Here is a 16,076-nt window from a genome sequence, read left to right as displayed (position 1 = left end):
GGTTGGTCTGTATGCGTGCAGTGGTACAGAGGGTGGACGGTGCGAGCGTCACGGTGACCGACGCGGACGGCGAGGGCAGCGGACCCGCCGTGGTCGGTGAAATCGTCGGCGAGGGCCTGTGTGTGCTGGTGGGAGTCACCCACGGGGACACTTCGGAGAAGGCGGCGCAGCTCGCCCGCAAGCTCTGGTCGGTCCGCATCCTGGAGGGCGAGAAGTCCTGCTCCGATGTGAATGCACCGCTTCTGGTGATTTCGCAGTTCACTCTCTACGGGGACGCCCGCAAGGGCCGCCGCCCCACCTGGAACGCGGCCGCCCCCGGCGAGATCGCCGAGCCGCTGGTCGACGAGGTGGTCGCACAGCTGCGGGCGCTGGGAGCCCAGGTGGAGACGGGCCGGTTCGGGGCGGACATGCGCGTCTCGCTCACCAACCACGGCCCGTTCACCGTCGTCGTCGAGGTCTGATCCGGCGGCCGGAGCCCCAGGACACGCCCTACGGCTCGACGACCGTCTCCTGGGCGGCCGCCGTGTCGCCCGCCAGCAGCTCCGCGTCCACCGCCACGTTCCGCTTCACCAGCGCCAGGGCGATCGGCCCCAGCTCGTGGTGGCGGGCCGAGCTGGTGATGAAGCCCAGCTGACGGCCCTCGGCCCCGTCCGCGGCGAGCCGCACCGGAGTGCCGTGGCCGGGCAGCAGCACCTCACTGCCGTCCAGGTGCAGGAAGACCAGACGCCGGGGCGGCTTGCCCAGGTTCTGCACCCGGGCCACCGTCTCCTGGCCCCGGTAGCAGCCCTTCTGCAGGTGGACGGCCGTACCGATCCAGCCCAGCTCGTGCGGGATGGTGCGGTGGTCGGTCTCGAAACCGAGGCGCGGGCGGTGGCCCTCGACGCGCAGCGCCTCGTAGGCCAGCACTCCGGCGGCCGGACCGTGCTCCGCCGCGTACGTCTCCAGACCGGCGCGCGGCAGGAAGAGATCGCGGCCGTACGGCGTCTCCCGTACGGCGGCACCCTCCGGCGCCCCGGCGATGGAACCGGCCGGGAGATACACGACCGCGAAGTCCTCGGTGCGGTCGGCGACTTCGACCCGGTAGAAGAACTTCATGGACTCCAGATACGCGATCAGCTCGCCCTGCGTGCCCGGCTCGACGTGCATCCACACGGTCTCGCCGTCGTCGACGAGGTACAGGGCGTGCTCGATGTGCCCGTTCGCGGTGAGGATCAGGGACTCGGTGGCCTGACCCGGCGCGAGGTCGCTGACGTGCTGGGTGATCAGGAGGTGCAGCCACGCCAGCCGGTCGCTCCCGGTGACGGTGACGACGCCGCGGTGCGAGAGGTCGACGAGGCCGGAACCATTCGCGAGGGCACGCTGCTCGCGGAACAGGTCGCCGTAGTGCGCGGCGACGCCTTCGTCGCGGCCCTCGGCGGGGACGGCGCCGGGCAGGGTCAGCAGGGGGCTCTTCATGCGACCAGCGTACGACTCGGTCTAGAGCTTGGGCCCGGCAGCCGGTTCAGCGGCCGTCCCGGCACCCTTGGCCGCGCAGTCGGCGCAGCGGCCGAAGATCGCGAAGTGCTTCATGTCCGTCTCGAAACCGAACGTGCCGCGCAGCTTCTCGGTGAATTCGGCGACGACGTCGACATCCGCCTCGATGACGTCTCCGCAGTCCCGGCAGACCAGATGGATGTGGTGGTGGCGGTCGGCCAGGTGGTACGTCGGGGCCCCGTGCCCCAGATGGGCATGGCTGACCAGGTCGAGCTCCTCCAGGAGCTCCAGCGTCCGGTAGACGGTCGAGATGTTCACGCCGGACGCGGTCCGGCGCACCTCGGAGAGGATGTCGTCGGGCGTCGCGTGTTCCAGCGCGTCGACGGCTTCCAGGACAAGCTGCCGCTGCGGCGTCAGCCGGTAGCCGCGCTGCCGAAGATCGGTCTTCCAGTCGGTGCTCACCACAGGCCCCAGTGTAGGTCCGGCGGCCGCCCGCCCCCAGCGGAGTGAGGAAGTGAGCGCTCAGCCATGAGCGCTCGCCTACTTGGCTCGCCTACTTGAAGAACGCGATCCCGTCGTCCGGCAGGTCCCCGAGGCTCTTCGCCATCGCCTCGACGTCTTCGGCGGTGACGACCTTCTTCAGGTGCGCCGACATGTACGGCCGCAGCTCCACATCGGGGGTGGACTTCTCGCCGACCCACATCAGGTCGCTGTTCACATAGCCGTAGAGCCGCTTGCCACCGCTGTACGGGCCGGAGGCCGCGGTGCGGGCCACCGCGTCGGTGACCAGGTCGATCTGCGGCTTCTGGTGGGCCAGCTCGCCGTACCAGATCTCGATGACGCCCTGGTCGCGGACCATCACGACCTCGACCTTGCGGTCCTTGTCGATGCGCCAGTACCCCGACTCGGACTCCAGCGGCCGGACCTTCTCGCCCTTGGCGTCGAGCACCCAGGAGTGCGAGACGTACTCCAGGAAGTCACGGCCGTCGTGGCTGAAGGAGACCTCCTGGCCGAAGTTGCACTTCTCGGCGCCGGGGAAGTCGGACACGCCCGCGCCCGCCCAGTTGCCCAGGAGGAAGGCCAGCGGGACGAGGTCCGGGTGGAGGTCGGACGGAATCTCGATCATGAGCGGCTCAGACGATCTGTGAGGCGGGGGGACGGGGAGGCGAGGGGCACCGCGAACCGGTACCGCGCGAAGCGCAGTGGCTAGCGCTGACCCTGGTACAGCTTCTTCACGGTCACGCCGGCGAAGGCGAGGGTGCCGACACAGACCAGGACCAGCAGGGTGGTGAAGAATGCCTCAAGCACGGGGGCTCCTTGAACGAGCGGTATGGCAGCAGTACGGGCCGGGTCCCAGCCTAATGGGTGGGGGCCCGGCCCGTCGGTTCGGGGTTTGCCGCGGGGCGGGTCCGGACCGGCCCCGAAGCTCCCCTCGCCCGCGCGTCCGGCTGACCCGCCACGCGCCGTCGAGGCCGTACGGCCGAGGATTACAGTTCGGCACATGCAGAAGAAGCTCGTGATCAAGGTGACCGCAGGTGCCGACTCCGCCGAGCGCTGCTCGCAGGCGTTCACGGTGGCGGCGGTGGCCGTAGCCAGTGGGGTGGAGGTCTCGCTCTGGCTGACCGGGGAGTCCGCCTGGTTCGCCCTGCCGGGGCGGGCCGCCGAGTTCGAACTGCCGCATGCGGCGCCGCTGCCGGATCTGATCGAGTCGATTCAGGCGGGCGGCCGGATCACTCTCTGCACCCAGTGCGCGGCCCGTCGCGACATCACCGAGCAGGACGTCCTGGAAGGCGTACGCATCGCGGGGGCCCAGGTCTTCGTCAGCGAGATCATGGCCGACGGCGTCCAGGCACTCGTCTACTGACGCGCCGGCTGATACTGACGCGCCGGCCGAGTGGGGCGTGCCGCCCGCGCCTCACCGGCGCTTCCTGCCGTCGAGCTCGTCCCACCACTCGTCGGACTCCGGATCGCCGGTCGGTCCGTCCTTGCCCGGCCCGGACCTTGTCCTGGACCGGGGCGGCGGCTGAGGCCGGTCCCGGGGCGGGGCCGGGGGCGTCGGGGGCCCGGTGCCCGGGGCGGGGTCGTCCCACCAGCGGTCCTCCGGTCCCTTCCGGTTGGCGACCATCGCCGCGACGGGCGGAATCACCATCGCGACCACGCACATCGCGATGGCGGCGGGTATCGACCAGAGCCTCACGAAGGCCCAGGCCGAGACGAAGAGGACGAGGCATACGCCCATCAGCAGGAAATAGGCGCGCCGGCGTCGGCGGTACATGTCTCCAGCGTAGGCCCGATCCTGCCGCTCGGCCGGTCCTGGACCGCACCGGTTCACGTCCGGACGGCGCGAAGGGCCGTACCCCGGTTCAGTAGGGCGTCCAGCCCCAGGGGTACGGCCCTTCGGCCTGTCATCGGTGGAGCGGTGGCACAGCCCCTAGACGGCGATGGCCACCTCGGAGAGGCCGCCCGTCTGTGCCACGACCGTGCGGTCGGCGCTGCCGCCGGGGACGAGGGCGCGCAGCGTCCAGGTGCCCTCGGCCGCGTAGAAGCGGAACTGTCCGGTCGCCGAGGTCGGGACCTCGGCGGTGAACTCACCGGTCGAGTCCAGCAGGCGGACGTAGCCGGTGACGGGCTCGCCGTCACGGGTCACGCTGCCCTGGATGGTGGTCTCACCGGGCTTGATCGTCGAAGCGTCGGGGCCGCCGGCCTTTGCTCCACACATGGTGTTCTGTCCTTCTGGTCGGGGGTCGTACTGGTCCGGGTCGTGCGGAGTTACTTGTTGGCGCCGAGCTCGATCGGCACGCCCACGAGGGAGCCGTACTCGGTCCACGAGCCGTCGTAGTTCTTGACGTTCTCCTGGCCGAGCAGCTGGTGCAGCACGAACCAGGTGAGCGCGGAGCGCTCACCGATGCGGCAGTAGGCGATGGTGTCCTTCGCCAGGTCGACCTGCTCGTCCTCGTAGAGGGCCTTGAGCTCGTCGTCCGACTTGAAGGTGCCGTCGTCGTTGGCGTTCTTCGACCACGGGATGTTGCGGGCGCTCGGCACGTGGCCGGGGCGCTGCGACTGCTCCTGCGGGAGGTGGGCCGGGGCGAGCAGCTTGCCGCTGAACTCGTCGGGCGAGCGCACGTCGACCAGGTTCTGGGTGCCGATCGCCTTCACGACGTCGTCGCGGTAGGCGCGGATCGACTCGTCCTGCGGCTTGGCCTTGTACTGGGTGGCCGGGCGGGACGGGATCTGCTCGCCGTCGACCAGGTCGCGGGAGTCGAGCTCCCACTTCTTGCGGCCGCCGTCGAGCAGGCGGACGTCCTGGTGGCCGTAGAGCTTGAAGTACCAGAACGCGTAGGACGCGAACCAGTTGTTGTTGCCGCCGTACAGGACGACCGTGGTGTCGTTGCCGATGCCCTTGCCGGACAGCAGCTCCTCGAAGCCCGCCTGGTCGATGAAGTCGCGGCGGACCGGGTCCTGGAGGTCCTTGGTCCAGTCGATCCGGATCGCGTTCTTGATGTGGTTCTTCTCGTACGCGGAGGTGTCCTCGTCGACCTCGACGATGGCGACCTTCGGGTCGTCGATGTGGGCCTCGACCCAGTCAGCGTCTACCAGGACGTCACTGCGGCTCATTCTGTTCTCCTCCGGGGCAGTCTGCGGCGAGATGATGCGAGATGGTGCGGGATGCGGATGTACGGAGCGCGGTGCGGTGCGGCGCGAGCACAGAGGCATCGGGGTGGCCCCGACGAACGGTCGAAGGGCCGGGAATGCGGGAAATCGAAGAACCCGCTCAGACAGTGCGACAGAGCATGGCGGCGACGCGGCACAGGTCCACTGCCCGCCGCTTCGTGAGATCCGCCCGTCCCCGCTGTGGGAGACCGCTAATAGAGCACTGCATGGGACCGATCGTAGGGACGTACGGGCGGACATGTCACCGCCGTGTCGCCCATTGAGACGCGATCGTCCACCATGCGGGATTCGATGAAGGTCGCGCCCTTCCCCGGGCCGATCCCGGGAGCGTGGCGCCGGTCGGGCATCTACGGAACGGACGCGACCGTCTCAGTATGTGGCGCGACGGCCGGGAGGGGTCGTGTGCAGCACGCGAACCGGGTGCACGACGATCCTGCTGGGCCACTACCCGGTCGCGGTGGGAGTTATCCCGCGAGGGATGCGGCGATCGGTCATCCGGTGAGCCGCAGGCGATCCGTCGGGCGGGTCGTCGGGCGGGTCGTCGGGCGGGTCGTCGGGCGGGTCGTCGGGCGGGTCGTCGGGCGGGTCAGCCTGCGAGGTCGACCTCGGTACCGGTCACCGAGATCTCCAGGCCTGCGGCCGTCGGCTCGATCTTCTGCAGCTTCAGACCGTTCGGCAGTCCGCCGACCTCGCGCTCGAAGTCGGTCTTCTCGCGCACCAGGCCCTCCAGGCCGGGGATTCCCTCGCCCGGCACCTTGTCGGCGTGCACCCGGACGGTGTGACCGTCGACGAGGGTGACGGTGGACAGGACGCTGCGCGAGACCGTACGGCCGAGGATGTTGACCGCGCCGGTCACCTTCACCTTGCCGTTGCCGCCGTACTCGACGGCGACGTCCTCGCTGGCCGCCTCGGTGAGGTCCGCGTACGAGACGAGCGCCGTGCCGGTCGCCCGTGCGGCGGTGGCGCCGGAGAAGCCGTCGGTCAGCCGCACCTGGTGCAGGTCGGCGTCCATCCTGCTGATCCGGAGCTTGCGGCCGCCCGCGCTGGTCTCGATGCCGGTGATCTTCACATCGACCTCGTCGAGCTCCGAACCGGCGACCTGGGTCAGGAACGGGAAGCCCTTGATCGAGATGTCCGTCGAGCCGATCTCCGCGCCGGAGACCTTCACCCGGTCCGCCGCCTGGGACTCGGCGAAATACACCGCCGCGCGGTCGACGGCGATGAACACGCCGGCCAGCACCACCACGACGACCAGCAGTATTCGCAGTGCACGCATGACTGTTCCTCCCCCACCGCGTCCGTTCGGACCGCTGGCGCCCGTGAGCCTACTGCGGCCACACGTCACGTCCCGGGTGATCGACGAGCGGAAGCCCCCCATCGGTTCCCCGTGGAGGGCTTCGGCCCGACTGTGACGCATGAGGCGGGAGGTGCGAAGGGACGTGCGGGGTTACGAGATGGCGCGGCCGATCAGGTACACGGCCGGGGCGGCCGCGGTGAGCGGGAGCGCCACTCCGGCGGTCATGTGCACGAAGCGTGACGGGTAGTCGTAGCTGGCCACCCGCAGCCCGATCAGCGCGCAGACACCGGCCGCGAGGCCGAGCAGCGCGCCCTGCGCACCCAGATCGGTGACGGCACCCGCCGCTCCACCGGCGCCCGCGGCGACGACCAGCGCTGCCACGACCGAGGCCGGTCCTGGCAGCGGCAGCGCCCGCGCGAGCACCGCGAGGGCCACGGCGACCCCGCCGACCGTCACGGCGTCCGGGACCGCCGCGAGGTGCCCGGCGGCCAGGACCGCGAGCGCGGCCGAGGCGACGGTGGCCATCAGCCCCTGCATCCGCTCGTCGGCGCCCGCCCGGCTGCGCAGCTGGAGGACGACGGTGAGCAGCACCCAGACGCCGAGCGTGCCGAGGTTCGCGGCCGGGCCGTGCTCCCGGCCCGCGGCCAGCAGCACCACATCGGCGACGAGGCCGCCGGCGAACGCGAGCGCGATGCCCTGCCGGGCCGGCCACATGCCGTTCAGCCGGAACCACCCGGCCGCGGTCACGGCCTGCAGCAGGACCAGCGGGACGACGAGGGCGTAGGACCCGATGGCCGCGCCGAGCGCGAGCAGCAGTCCGAGCCCCGCGGTGATCGCGGCCGGCTGCATCCCGGGCGCGATGATCGGCGAACGGCCCTCGGCGCGGGCGCGCTGGGCGTCGGTGATGCGGCTGTTGCCCAGCGTCGTGGGCGCGCTGTACCCGCTGTCGTCCTGCGTGGCGGCAGGCACCGGGGCGGGGGCAGCGGACGGGGCCTCCGGGGCGGCAGGGGCCCCGGGCGCGGACGGGGCTTCCGGGGGCAGCGGATAGCCGCCGGACGCACCCTGCTGCGGCAGATAGGCGGTGTCGGCGGCGGACTGCTGGACGGGCCGGCCGGGCTGCGCCGGCCCGGCAGCCTGCACCGGCGGCTGCGCGGGCTGCTGCTGCGCGGGCTGCCGCCGCTGGATCGTGGGCTGGTACTGGGTGTCCCAGGTCTGGCCCTCCCAGGTCTGCGCGACGGCCGGCTCCTCGGCCGGCCAGTCGCCCCCGGGCTGCTGCGGGGACCGGTGCTGCGCCACCTGCTGGGGCTGCGGAGCCTGGGGGTACTGCTGGGGCTCGTACGGTCGCTGGGGCTCGTACGACTGCTGGGCGGCCTGCTGCGGGTCGTACGTGCCCTGCGGCGCCTGCTGCGGGTACGTGGCCGGGTCACCCGCGTACGGGGTCTGCTGCCCGTAGGGCGGCTCGCCGTACCCCTGGCCGCCGTAGGGCTGCTGCCCGTACGCGGCCGGGTCCTGGCCCTGCTGGCCCTGTCCCTGGTCCCCGTACGGCTGCGGCTGCTGGCCGTACGGCTGCTGCTCCCCGTACGGCTGCGGCTGCTGCGGGTACGGCTGCTGCTGATCGCTGCTGCTCATGGTCTGCGGTTCACCCTCCTGCGAACGGCGGGAGCACCTCGACCGTGCCGCCCTCGGCAAGGCGTACGGTCTCATGGCTCCGGGTCCCGACGGGGTCACCGTCGATGAGGAACGAACACCTTTGCAGCACTCGGGTCAGCTCACCGGGGTGCTGCTCGCGCACGGCGTCGAGCGCCTCTTTGAGCGTCGCAGCCCTGTACGACTCCTCCGCCGTCCCGGCAGCGGCCTTGGCTGCCGCCCAGTAACGGATCGTTCCCGCAGGCATGGCGGCGCTCCTCTCGTCTCTCGTCGGCTCACGCATCGGCTGTCCATCATCGTTCACGGCGTCATCGGCCCGTCGCCCAGTCGGCGATGCGGGTGAGCAAGGTCTCGTCCGCCGCGTTCTCCGCGTGCCCCATGCCGCGCTCCAGCCACAGCTCAGCGGCCCCGTCCGCCGCGTCGGCGAGCATCCGCGGGTGGTCGAGCGGGAAGTACGGGTCCCGGTCGTCGTGCACGATCAGCAGCGGCGCCGGGGCGATCAGCGGGACCGCCGCGACCGGGGAGAGCGGGACCGGGTCCCAGTCGTTCCGGTCGATCCGGGTCCGGAAGCCGTAGCGCCCGACCAGCCGGCCGGCCGGGCGGGTGACCACCCAGTGCAGGCGGCGCATCGGGGCCGTCCCCCGGTAGTACCAACGTGCCGGAGCGCTCACGGACACCACCGCATCCGCGTACGCCCCCTTGTGCGCTTCTGTGCGCCCCCCGCGCGCCGGAACGGGCCGGAGCTCTCCGCCGTCCGCCGCGGGATCCGTATACAGCGCCCCGTGCCGGAGCACCACGGAACCGCCCATGGAGAACCCGACCGTAACGACGCGCCGGTGCCCGAGCGACCGCGCCCAGGCCACCGCGGCCGCCAGATCCAGCACCTCGCGGTCGCCCACCGTGGAGCGTCCGCCGGAGCCGCCGTGCCCCCGGAAGGAGAACGTGATCACCGCCGCACGCTGGGAGAACACCGCCACGGCACGCCGCACCGCCGGGCGGTCCGCCGAACCGGTGAATCCGTGCGCGACGACGATCGCCGTACCGGCGTCACCGGCTTCCGCGCCGGCGCCGTCATCTCCCGTACACGGGTCGTACACCGCCTCGATCAGGACCCCGTCATCGGCCCGCAACGCGGTCCGCAGCGGCCCGCGCGTGATCAAGGGAACAGAGGAACTCCGAAATCGCCCCTCGGACACAGAACTCATGTGGGCTATTCTGCTGGGAAGAGGATCCGGGCAATGCAGCCCCCGGGTCCTTTTGTGCTTTCCGCACGTTGTTACGACGACGTTTCGACAAGCTCAGCGGTCCTGGGCGCGGGGCCGCACCGGTAAAACCCGTATGACGAAACGTCGTACGGAACAACACGAATAAGCGTACGAAGCAGTGCCGCATACTCCCCCGGGCCCCGCCCGGGAGTGCCCCTCTCGCAGGGAACGAGGAGGACCGACGTAATGGGCGAGCCAACCGTGCACGATCATCGACCGACGACCCAGGCAGGTGGGCGGCGATGAGTTCACTGCTGCTCCTGACGAATGCCCTCCAACCGTCGACGGAGGTGCTTCCCGCCCTCGGCCTCCTGCTGCACAGCGTGCGGGTCGCGCCTGCCGAAGGCCCCGCTCTCGTCGACACCCCAGGTGCCGACGTCATCCTCGTCGACGGACGGCGCGACCTGCCCCAGGTGCGCTCGCTCTGTCAGCTGCTGCGGTCCACCGGACCCGGCTGTCCGCTGATCCTCGTCGTCACGGAGGGCGGCCTCGCGGCCGTCACCGCGGACTGGGGGATCGACGACGTACTGCTGGACACGGCGGGTCCCGCCGAGGTCGAGGCGCGGCTGCGGCTGGCCACCGGCCGGCAGCAGATCACGTCCGACGACTCCCCGATGGAGATCCGCAACGGCGATCTGTCGGTCGACGAGGCCACCTACAGCGCCAAGCTCAAGGGCCGGGTCCTGGACCTGACCTTCAAGGAATTCGAACTGCTCAAGTACCTGGCGCAGCACCCGGGCCGGGTCTTCACCCGCGCCCAGCTGCTCCAGGAGGTCTGGGGCTACGACTACTTCGGCGGCACGCGGACGGTCGACGTCCACGTCCGCCGGCTGCGCGCCAAGCTCGGCCCCGAGCACGAGTCGCTCATCGGCACCGTCCGCAACGTGGGCTACCGCTTCGTCGCGCCGGAGAAGGTGGAGCGGGCCGCCGCGGAGGAGGCCAAGGCCGCCGCCGCGAACGCGACGACCGAATCCCTCACCCGTTCGGAGCAGCCGGAGGTTGCCGAGGTACCGGAAGAAGCCCCGGTCCGGCCTGCCAAGAGGTAGGTATATCCGCGTAGACTGCCGCGCGTGGCCAAGGTGACGCGGGACGATGTGGCGAGACTGGCGGGGACGTCGACCGCAGTGGTCAGTTACGTCATCAACAACGGACCCCGGCCGGTCGCCCCGGCCACGCGCGAGCGGGTACTCGCCGCGATCAAGGAGCTGGGCTACCGGCCCGACCGGGTCGCCCAGGCGATGGCCTCGCGGCGGACCGATCTCATAGGGATGATCGTGCCGGACGCGCGGCAGCCGTTCTTCGCGGAGATGGCGCACGCGGTCGAACAGGCCGCCGCCGAGCGCGGGAAAATGGTGCTCGTCGGCAACTCCGACTACCGCGACGAGCGCGAGGTCCACTATCTGCGGGCCTTCCTCGGCATGCGGGTCTCCGGGCTGATCCTGGTCAGCCAGGGCCCCAGCGAGCGGGCCGCGGCCGAGATAGAGGCGTGGGACGCCCGGGTCGTGCTGCTGCACGAGCGGCCCGAGGCGATCGACGACGTCGCGGTCGTCACCGACGACGTCGGCGGCGCCCAGCTCGCCACCCGTCATCTGCTGGAGCACGGCAACGAGTACGTGGCGTGCCTCGGCGGCGTGGAGTCGACCCCGGTGGTGGGCGACCCGGTCGCCGACCACGTCGAGGGCTGGCGCCGGGCGATGCACGAGTCGGGCCGCTCGACCGAGGGGCGGCTCTTCCAGGCCCCGTACAACCGTTACGACGCCTACCGGGTGGCACTGGAGCTCCTCGCGGGCCCGGACCGGCCCCCGGCGATCTTCTGCGCGACGGACGACCAGGCCATCGGCGTGCTGCGGGCCGCACGCGAGCTGCGCATCGATGTGCCGGGCGAGCTCGCGGTGGCGGGCTTCGACGACGTGAAGGAAGCCGGGCTGACCGATCCGCCGCTCACAACGGTCTTCTCGGACCGTCCGGCGATGGCCCGGGCGGCCGTGGACCTGGTGCTCGACGACTCGCTGCGGGTGTCGGGCTCGCGGCGGGAGCGGCTGAAGCAGTTCCCCTCGGCGCTCGTGGTGCGGCGCTCCTGCGGTTGCGGGGAGCCCCCGGCAGCCCAGCGAGGCTGAGAAAGGCCAGGTGGGCGGGGTGCTCTGTCCCCCTACCTCCGCTTTCCCGTAACGAGGCGTCGACCCGTATGTCACAGCGGCGTCTTGATCCAATTCATCGCGCAACGTCTCGCCCGCCGATAGATGTCCTATGAAGCGACACGCCCGTTCAGCCGGAACAGGCGTCACCCCCACACCGCTTCTCAGGAGTTCCGATGCGCGTCAAGAAGATGTCCGCCCTCGCCCTCGTCGTCGCCGCTGCCGGCCTCTCGCTGACCGCGTGCGGCGGCAGCGACGGATCGAGCGCCGCCGCCGACACCTCCTCGTCCGCCTCGGCGAACAGCTCCGCCGACGCGAGCAGCTCCACCGACGGCCAGGCCTCGGCCACGTCGGGTTCCCCGTCCTCCGCCGACTCCGGCTCCGGCTCCGGCTCCGGCAAGAGCAGCGCGCTCGGCTCCACGTCCCAGTCCGCGACATCGGCCGCCATGTGCAAGACCGACAACCTCGCACTCAGCACGTCCGCCACCGAGGACAAGAACCAGCTGGCCGTCAACCTGAAGAACACCGGCTCCGGCAAGTGCAGCATGCACGGCTTCCCGGGTGTGCAGCTCGTGGGCCCCGACGGCCTGGGTGACACCGGGCCGGAGGCCGCCCGCACCGACACCTCGGGGTCGACCGTCACCATCGGGTCCGGCGAGGAGACCCAGTTCCTGCTGCGCTACATCCCGGCCGCCGACGGCTCCAACAAGACCTACACCCGGCTCTCCGTCACCCCGCCGAACGAGAAGGTCTCGGAGATCGTGAATCTCGACAACCTGGCCATCACCGTCGCCGCCGGCAGCGGCCACTCCCCCGACGTCTACGTCGACCCCATCGGCTACCACACCGGCTCCGGCAAGTAGGTCCGGCACCAGCCTCGCCCGGCGGGTCCTTATATCGGGCATACGAGGTTCTGCCGGGCTTCTCAGGGCGTACTCACGCTCCTCTCATCTTGGCTGGACATCCTCGTAGACATGACAGAGAGCCAGCGCCCGAGCGGCGAGTACCCGATGTACCCCTCGTACGGCAACGGCGACGCGGCCTACCCGCCGCCGCCGTCATACCAGCCCGTGCAGCCGGTCAGCACAGGCCCCGGAACCACCGTGTGGCCCGCCCCCGGCAACGCCGACGGGCACGACACCGGCGGTACGGGCCACGGCGGCGGTGACGGTCTCCACGGCCCCGGGCCGACGCAGCCGGCACCCGAGCCGCCCGCCTCCCGGCGCCGGGCCCGCCGGCCGGTCGCGCTCCTCGCGGCGGTGGCCGTCGCGGCGGCGATCGTGGGCGGCGGCACCGCCACCGTGATCGGGCAGCTCACCGACCACGGCACGGCCGGCACCAGCAGCGGCGTCATCCCCGGCACCACGGTCTCGCAGAGCAGCAAGGGCACCGTCTCCGGCGTGGCCGCGGCCCTGTCACCGACGATCGTCGAGATCAGCGCGACCTCGACCGCGGGCCAGTCCACCGGATCCGGCGTGATCATCACGTCCGACGGCGAGATCATCACCAACAACCACGTCGTCGCGGGCTCCTCCTCGGTCAAGGTGACGCTCAGCACCGGCAAGACGTACACCGCGGACGTCGTCGGCACCGACCCCGACAAGGACCTCGCGCTGATCAAGCTCCAGGGCGCGAGCGGGCTGAAGACGGCCACGCTCGGCGACTCCTCCAAGGTCGCCGTCGGCGACCAGGTCGTCGCGATCGGCTCACCCGAGGGCCTCACCGGCACCGTCACCAGCGGCATCGTGTCCGCGCTCGACCGGGACGTCACGGTCGCCAAGGAGGACGGCGACAGCCAGAGCCAGCAGCAGGGACAGGGCCAGGGCGGCCAGGGCGGCGGACAGGAGTGGCCGTTCGAGTTCGGCGGCAAGCAGTTCAACGGCGACACCGGCGAGTCCACCACCACGTACAAGGCCCTCCAGACCGACGCCTCGCTCAACCCGGGTAACTCCGGCGGCGCGCTGATCAACATGAACGGCGAGATCATCGGCATCAACTCCGCGATGTACTCGGCGAGTTCGTCCTCGGGCTCCGAGAGCTCCGGCGCGGGAAGCGTCGGCCTCGGCTTCGCCATCCCGGTGAACACCCTCAAGGCCGACCTCGACGCCCTGCGGGCCGGCGACAGCTCCTGAGGAGACAGCCATGCACCACCCGGACGAAAGCCCCGCGGGACCCGCGGGGCTGACCCTGCCGCTCGCGCTCGTCGCGTACCTCGCCGAGCGCTCCGCGGAACGGGACACGGAGCGCAACGCCGACGGGGAGCCCCGCGCCGCGGAGCTCCGTACCGGCGGCAGCCGCAGACGCCGTGCCGCGCGACGCCGCGCCACGGCCGTGCGAGGCTGAGAGGCCCGGGCCGAACGAGAGGCCCTGGGGCGGAGCACCACGGTGCCGCCCCGGCACGGAACGAGAAGAGGACGCAGCAGCGATGAGCCCCGCCGAAGACGATCCGCAGCGCATCCTGATCGTCGACGACGAGCCCGCCGTGCGCGAGGCCCTGCAACGCAGCCTCGCGTTCGAGGGATACGGCACCGAGGTCGCCGTCGACGGCCTCGACGCCCTCGCCAAGGCGGAGTCGTACACCCCCGACCTCATCGTCCTCGACATCCAGATGCCGCGGATGGACGGGCTGACCGCCGCCCGCCGCATCCGTTCCACGGGCACCACCACGCCCATCCTGATGCTCACCGCCCGTGACACCGTCGGCGACCGCGTCACCGGACTCGACGCGGGCGCCGACGACTACCTGGTCAAGCCCTTCGAGCTGGACGAGCTCTTCGCCCGCATCCGGGCCCTGCTGCGCCGCAGTTCGTACGCGGCCGCGGCGGGCCCCCTCCCCGACGACAACGTGCTGTCCTTCGCCGATCTGAAGATGGACCTCGCCACCCGCGAGGTCACCCGCGGCACCCGCCGCGTGGAGCTGACCCGCACCGAGTTCACCCTGCTGGAGATGTTCCTGGCGCACCCGCGCCAGGTGCTGACCCGCGAGCAGATCCTCAAGGCGGTGTGGGGCTTCGACTTCGAACCGAGCTCCAACTCCCTGGACGTGTACGTGATGTACCTGCGCCGCAAGACCGAGGCGGGCGGCGAACCGCGCCTGGTCCACACGGTCCGGGGCGTGGGGTACGCGCTGCGGTCCGGGGGTGGGGACGGATGACGGGACCCCTGCAGCGCATCCGCGCCCTGCCACTCCGTTCCCGGCTCGCACTGCTCGTCGCGACCGCGGTGGCGGTGGCGGTGGCGGCGGTGGCGGTGGCGTGCTGGTTCGTGACGAAGGGCCAGCTGGAGGAGCAGCGGGATACGACGCTGCGGGGTTCCAGCGTCGACGAGCGCTACCTCACCCAGCTGTACAACTACTGCCAGAACGCCGCCCCGAGCCCACCCCGGCCGTACTCCGGTCTCACCGTCCAGCTCATCAACTCCCAGGGGACGGTCTGTCTCGCTCCTGATTCGTCGGAGCTCCCGGTGAGCGGGGCCGACCTCGCAGTGGTGAACCACCAGCGGCCCAACACGCTGAAGACGGTGACCGACGCGGACGGCGTGAAGATGCGCGTCTACACCACCCCCGTGAAGGGGCCCACCGATCTGGCCGTCTCCATCGGCCGTCCCCTGAGCGAGATCGACAAACCGCTCTCCACCCTCGCCTGGGTCCTCCTCCTCGTCTCCGGCATAGGCGTCATCGGCGCCGGCGCCGCCGGCCTCTGGGTCGCCCGCTCCGGACTGCGTCCCGTCGACGAACTGACCGAGGCCGTCGAACACGTGGCCCGCACCGAGGACCTCACCGTCCGCATCCCGGTCGAGGGCGAGGACGAGATCGCGCGGCTGTCCCGTTCCTTCAACTCGATGGCCGCCTCGCTCGCCACCTCCCGGGACCGCCAGGCCCAGCTGATCGCGGACGCAGGCCATGAGCTGCGCACCCCCCTGACCTCGCTGCGCACCAACGTGGAGCTCCTCGCCCGCAGCGACGACACCGGCCGGGCGATCCCGCCGGACGACCGCAAGGCGCTGATGTCCTCGGTCAAGGCCCAGATGACCGAGCTGGCCGCGCTCATCGGCGACCTCCAGGAACTGGCCCGCCCGGACGCCACCCAGCCCGGGCCGCTCCAGGTGGTCGCCCTGCACGACATCACCCGCACCGCCCTGCAGCGGGCCCGCCTGCGCGGCCCCGAGCTGACCGTCACGGCGGAGCTGGCCCCCTGGTACGTACGGGCCGAACCGGCCGCGCTGGAGCGTGCGGTCGTCAACGTCCTGGACAACGCGGTGAAGTTCAGCCCGCCCCACGGCACGATCGACGTGGTCCTGCACCGGGGCGAACTGACGGTCCGCGACCACGGCCCCGGCATCCCGTCCGACGAGCTCCCGCACGTCTTCGAACGCTTCTGGCGCTCCCCGTCGGCCCGCCAGCTCCCCGGCTCGGGCCTCGGCCTGTCGATCGTCGCGCGTACGGTCCAGCAGGCCGGCGGCGAGATCGGCCTGCGCCCGGCGCCGGGCGGCGGCACGGAGGCCTCGATCAGCCTGCCGGGGGCACCCCAGCCGCCACCGGAGACGCCGCAGGGGTGAGCGCGGCGAGGGATGCTTCCGATGTGGGAA

General features: G+C 71.4%; 20 protein-coding genes. 9 read left to right on the top strand and 11 right to left on the bottom strand.

Features of this window, described 5'->3' with window-relative positions; genetic code table 11:
- Positions 1–11 precede the first annotated feature (11 nt).
- Positions 12–461: a D-aminoacyl-tRNA deacylase gene (dtd, locus tag ACFVW8_RS01855; protein WP_389685591.1), complete on the top strand. Its 450-nt coding sequence runs from the start codon at positions 12–14 to the stop codon at positions 459–461.
- 28 nt (positions 462–489) lie between these two features.
- Here the strand turns inward: dtd and ACFVW8_RS01850 are convergent, their stop codons facing one another.
- The 3 genes from ACFVW8_RS01850 to ACFVW8_RS01840 all read right to left on the bottom strand — a co-directional run bounded on the left by ACFVW8_RS01850 (position 490) and on the right by ACFVW8_RS01840 (position 2,599).
- Positions 490–1,455 (bottom strand): YgfZ/GcvT domain-containing protein, encoded by a 966-nt coding sequence (locus ACFVW8_RS01850; protein ID WP_389685590.1) that lies wholly within the window; start codon positions 1,453–1,455, stop codon positions 490–492.
- 21 nt (positions 1,456–1,476) lie between these two features.
- On the bottom strand, positions 1,477–1,938 hold the full coding sequence (locus tag ACFVW8_RS01845; protein ID WP_389685589.1) for a Fur family transcriptional regulator: 462 nt from the start codon (positions 1,936–1,938) through the stop codon (positions 1,477–1,479).
- Positions 1,939–2,026: 88 nt separating this feature from the next.
- Positions 2,027–2,599, bottom strand: a complete 573-nt coding sequence (locus ACFVW8_RS01840) for an FABP family protein (protein ID WP_389685588.1) — start codon at positions 2,597–2,599, stop codon at positions 2,027–2,029.
- A gap of 375 nt (positions 2,600–2,974) precedes the next feature.
- Between ACFVW8_RS01840 and ACFVW8_RS01835 the strand changes: the two genes are divergently transcribed.
- Positions 2,975–3,337 (top strand): DsrE family protein, encoded by a 363-nt coding sequence (locus tag ACFVW8_RS01835; RefSeq protein WP_389685587.1) that lies wholly within the window; start codon positions 2,975–2,977, stop codon positions 3,335–3,337.
- A 51-nt stretch (positions 3,338–3,388) separates the two neighbouring features.
- On the opposite strand, the gene ACFVW8_RS01830 is transcribed toward ACFVW8_RS01835, so the two are convergent.
- The 8 genes from ACFVW8_RS01830 to ACFVW8_RS01795 form a co-directional block, all read right to left on the bottom strand.
- On the bottom strand, positions 3,389–3,748 hold the full coding sequence (locus ACFVW8_RS01830; RefSeq protein ID WP_389685586.1) for a DUF3099 domain-containing protein: 360 nt from the start codon (positions 3,746–3,748) through the stop codon (positions 3,389–3,391).
- A gap of 156 nt (positions 3,749–3,904) precedes the next feature.
- Positions 3,905–4,192, bottom strand: a complete 288-nt coding sequence (locus ACFVW8_RS01825) for a DUF1416 domain-containing protein (protein ID WP_018490348.1) — start codon at positions 4,190–4,192, stop codon at positions 3,905–3,907.
- 50 nt (positions 4,193–4,242) lie between these two features.
- The gene (locus ACFVW8_RS01820) at positions 4,243–5,088 is read right to left on the bottom strand and encodes a sulfurtransferase (RefSeq protein WP_389685585.1); all 846 of its coding nucleotides are present in this window, start codon (positions 5,086–5,088) and stop codon (positions 4,243–4,245) included.
- Between the two features lie 157 nt (positions 5,089–5,245).
- Positions 5,246–5,353, bottom strand: coding sequence for a putative leader peptide (locus ACFVW8_RS01815; RefSeq protein ID WP_353962123.1), 108 nt, complete (start codon positions 5,351–5,353; stop codon positions 5,246–5,248).
- 378 nt (positions 5,354–5,731) lie between these two features.
- Positions 5,732–6,421, bottom strand: a complete 690-nt coding sequence (locus ACFVW8_RS01810; protein WP_389685584.1) for a DUF2993 domain-containing protein — start codon at positions 6,419–6,421, stop codon at positions 5,732–5,734.
- A gap of 171 nt (positions 6,422–6,592) precedes the next feature.
- Positions 6,593–8,071: a hypothetical protein gene (locus ACFVW8_RS01805; protein ID WP_389685583.1), complete on the bottom strand. Its 1,479-nt coding sequence runs from the start codon at positions 8,069–8,071 to the stop codon at positions 6,593–6,595.
- Between the two features lie 10 nt (positions 8,072–8,081).
- Entirely contained in the window at positions 8,082–8,336 is a 255-nt protein-coding gene (locus tag ACFVW8_RS01800; protein WP_389685582.1) for a MoaD/ThiS family protein, read from the bottom strand.
- A gap of 61 nt (positions 8,337–8,397) precedes the next feature.
- Complete coding sequence (locus ACFVW8_RS01795) at positions 8,398–9,294, bottom strand: alpha/beta hydrolase family protein (RefSeq protein WP_389685581.1); 897 nt, start codon at positions 9,292–9,294, stop codon at positions 8,398–8,400.
- Positions 9,295–9,596: 302 nt separating this feature from the next.
- On the opposite strand from ACFVW8_RS01795, the gene ACFVW8_RS01790 reads away from it, so the two are divergent.
- The 7 genes from ACFVW8_RS01790 to ACFVW8_RS01760 all read left to right on the top strand — a co-directional run bounded on the left by ACFVW8_RS01790 (position 9,597) and on the right by ACFVW8_RS01760 (position 16,046).
- A complete protein-coding gene (locus ACFVW8_RS01790; protein ID WP_389685580.1) occupies positions 9,597–10,400 on the top strand; it encodes a response regulator transcription factor in 804 nt (267 codons plus the stop codon).
- 24 nt (positions 10,401–10,424) lie between these two features.
- Complete coding sequence (locus ACFVW8_RS01785; protein WP_389685579.1) at positions 10,425–11,471, top strand: LacI family DNA-binding transcriptional regulator; 1,047 nt, start codon at positions 10,425–10,427, stop codon at positions 11,469–11,471.
- Between the two features lie 194 nt (positions 11,472–11,665).
- Positions 11,666–12,352, top strand: coding sequence for a DUF4232 domain-containing protein (locus tag ACFVW8_RS01780; RefSeq protein ID WP_389685578.1), 687 nt, complete (start codon positions 11,666–11,668; stop codon positions 12,350–12,352).
- 111 nt (positions 12,353–12,463) lie between these two features.
- Positions 12,464–13,621 (top strand): S1C family serine protease, encoded by a 1,158-nt coding sequence (locus tag ACFVW8_RS01775; RefSeq protein WP_389685577.1) that lies wholly within the window; start codon positions 12,464–12,466, stop codon positions 13,619–13,621.
- A 10-nt stretch (positions 13,622–13,631) separates the two neighbouring features.
- The gene (locus ACFVW8_RS01770) at positions 13,632–13,832 is read left to right on the top strand and encodes a hypothetical protein (protein WP_389685576.1); all 201 of its coding nucleotides are present in this window, start codon (positions 13,632–13,634) and stop codon (positions 13,830–13,832) included.
- A gap of 82 nt (positions 13,833–13,914) precedes the next feature.
- Positions 13,915–14,643, top strand: coding sequence for a response regulator transcription factor (locus ACFVW8_RS01765; RefSeq protein WP_389685575.1), 729 nt, complete (start codon positions 13,915–13,917; stop codon positions 14,641–14,643).
- Positions 14,640–16,046 carry a sensor histidine kinase gene (locus ACFVW8_RS01760; protein ID WP_389685574.1) on the top strand — a complete coding sequence of 469 codons (1,407 nt, stop codon included), beginning with the start codon at positions 14,640–14,642 and terminating at the stop codon, positions 16,044–16,046. Before ACFVW8_RS01765 ends, ACFVW8_RS01760 begins: the two co-directional genes overlap by 4 nt.
- Positions 16,047–16,076 lie beyond the last annotated feature (30 nt).

Origin of the sequence: Streptomyces sp. NPDC058221, from assembly GCF_042882365.1 — a bacterium.
Classification (GTDB): Bacteria; Actinomycetota; Actinomycetes; order Streptomycetales; family Streptomycetaceae; genus Streptomyces.
Note: the sequence above shows the minus strand (reverse complement) of the source record. Positions and strands in the feature narration are given on the sequence as shown.

What these genes read in the sequence shown, in the direction of transcription:
- ACFVW8_RS01810 (WP_389685584.1), bottom strand. Translation starts at nt 6,421, where the DNA reads ATGCGTGCACTGCGAATACTGCTGGTCGTCGTGGTGGTGCTGGCCGGC.
- ACFVW8_RS01800 (WP_389685582.1), bottom strand. Translation starts at nt 8,336, where the DNA reads ATGCCTGCGGGAACGATCCGTTACTGGGCGGCAGCCAAGGCCGCTGCC.
- ACFVW8_RS01840 (WP_389685588.1), bottom strand. Translation starts at nt 2,599, where the DNA reads ATGATCGAGATTCCGTCCGACCTCCACCCGGACCTCGTCCCGCTGGCC.
- ACFVW8_RS01770 (WP_389685576.1), top strand. Translation starts at nt 13,632, where the DNA reads ATGCACCACCCGGACGAAAGCCCCGCGGGACCCGCGGGGCTGACCCTG.
- ACFVW8_RS01835 (WP_389685587.1), top strand. Translation starts at nt 2,975, where the DNA reads ATGCAGAAGAAGCTCGTGATCAAGGTGACCGCAGGTGCCGACTCCGCC.
- ACFVW8_RS01790 (WP_389685580.1), top strand. Translation starts at nt 9,597, where the DNA reads ATGAGTTCACTGCTGCTCCTGACGAATGCCCTCCAACCGTCGACGGAG.
- ACFVW8_RS01780 (WP_389685578.1), top strand. Translation starts at nt 11,666, where the DNA reads ATGCGCGTCAAGAAGATGTCCGCCCTCGCCCTCGTCGTCGCCGCTGCC.
- ACFVW8_RS01775 (WP_389685577.1), top strand. Translation starts at nt 12,464, where the DNA reads ATGACAGAGAGCCAGCGCCCGAGCGGCGAGTACCCGATGTACCCCTCG.
- ACFVW8_RS01850 (WP_389685590.1), bottom strand. Translation starts at nt 1,455, where the DNA reads ATGAAGAGCCCCCTGCTGACCCTGCCCGGCGCCGTCCCCGCCGAGGGC.
- ACFVW8_RS01805 (WP_389685583.1), bottom strand. Translation starts at nt 8,071, where the DNA reads ATGAGCAGCAGCGATCAGCAGCAGCCGTACCCGCAGCAGCCGCAGCCG.
- dtd (WP_389685591.1), top strand. Translation starts at nt 12, where the DNA reads ATGCGTGCAGTGGTACAGAGGGTGGACGGTGCGAGCGTCACGGTGACC.
- ACFVW8_RS01765 (WP_389685575.1), top strand. Translation starts at nt 13,915, where the DNA reads ATGAGCCCCGCCGAAGACGATCCGCAGCGCATCCTGATCGTCGACGAC.
- ACFVW8_RS01760 (WP_389685574.1), top strand. Translation starts at nt 14,640, where the DNA reads ATGACGGGACCCCTGCAGCGCATCCGCGCCCTGCCACTCCGTTCCCGG.
- ACFVW8_RS01825 (WP_018490348.1), bottom strand. Translation starts at nt 4,192, where the DNA reads ATGTGTGGAGCAAAGGCCGGCGGCCCCGACGCTTCGACGATCAAGCCC.
- ACFVW8_RS01815 (WP_353962123.1), bottom strand. Translation starts at nt 5,353, where the DNA reads ATGCAGTGCTCTATTAGCGGTCTCCCACAGCGGGGACGGGCGGATCTC.
- ACFVW8_RS01830 (WP_389685586.1), bottom strand. Translation starts at nt 3,748, where the DNA reads ATGTACCGCCGACGCCGGCGCGCCTATTTCCTGCTGATGGGCGTATGC.
- ACFVW8_RS01795 (WP_389685581.1), bottom strand. Translation starts at nt 9,294, where the DNA reads ATGAGTTCTGTGTCCGAGGGGCGATTTCGGAGTTCCTCTGTTCCCTTG.
- ACFVW8_RS01820 (WP_389685585.1), bottom strand. Translation starts at nt 5,088, where the DNA reads ATGAGCCGCAGTGACGTCCTGGTAGACGCTGACTGGGTCGAGGCCCAC.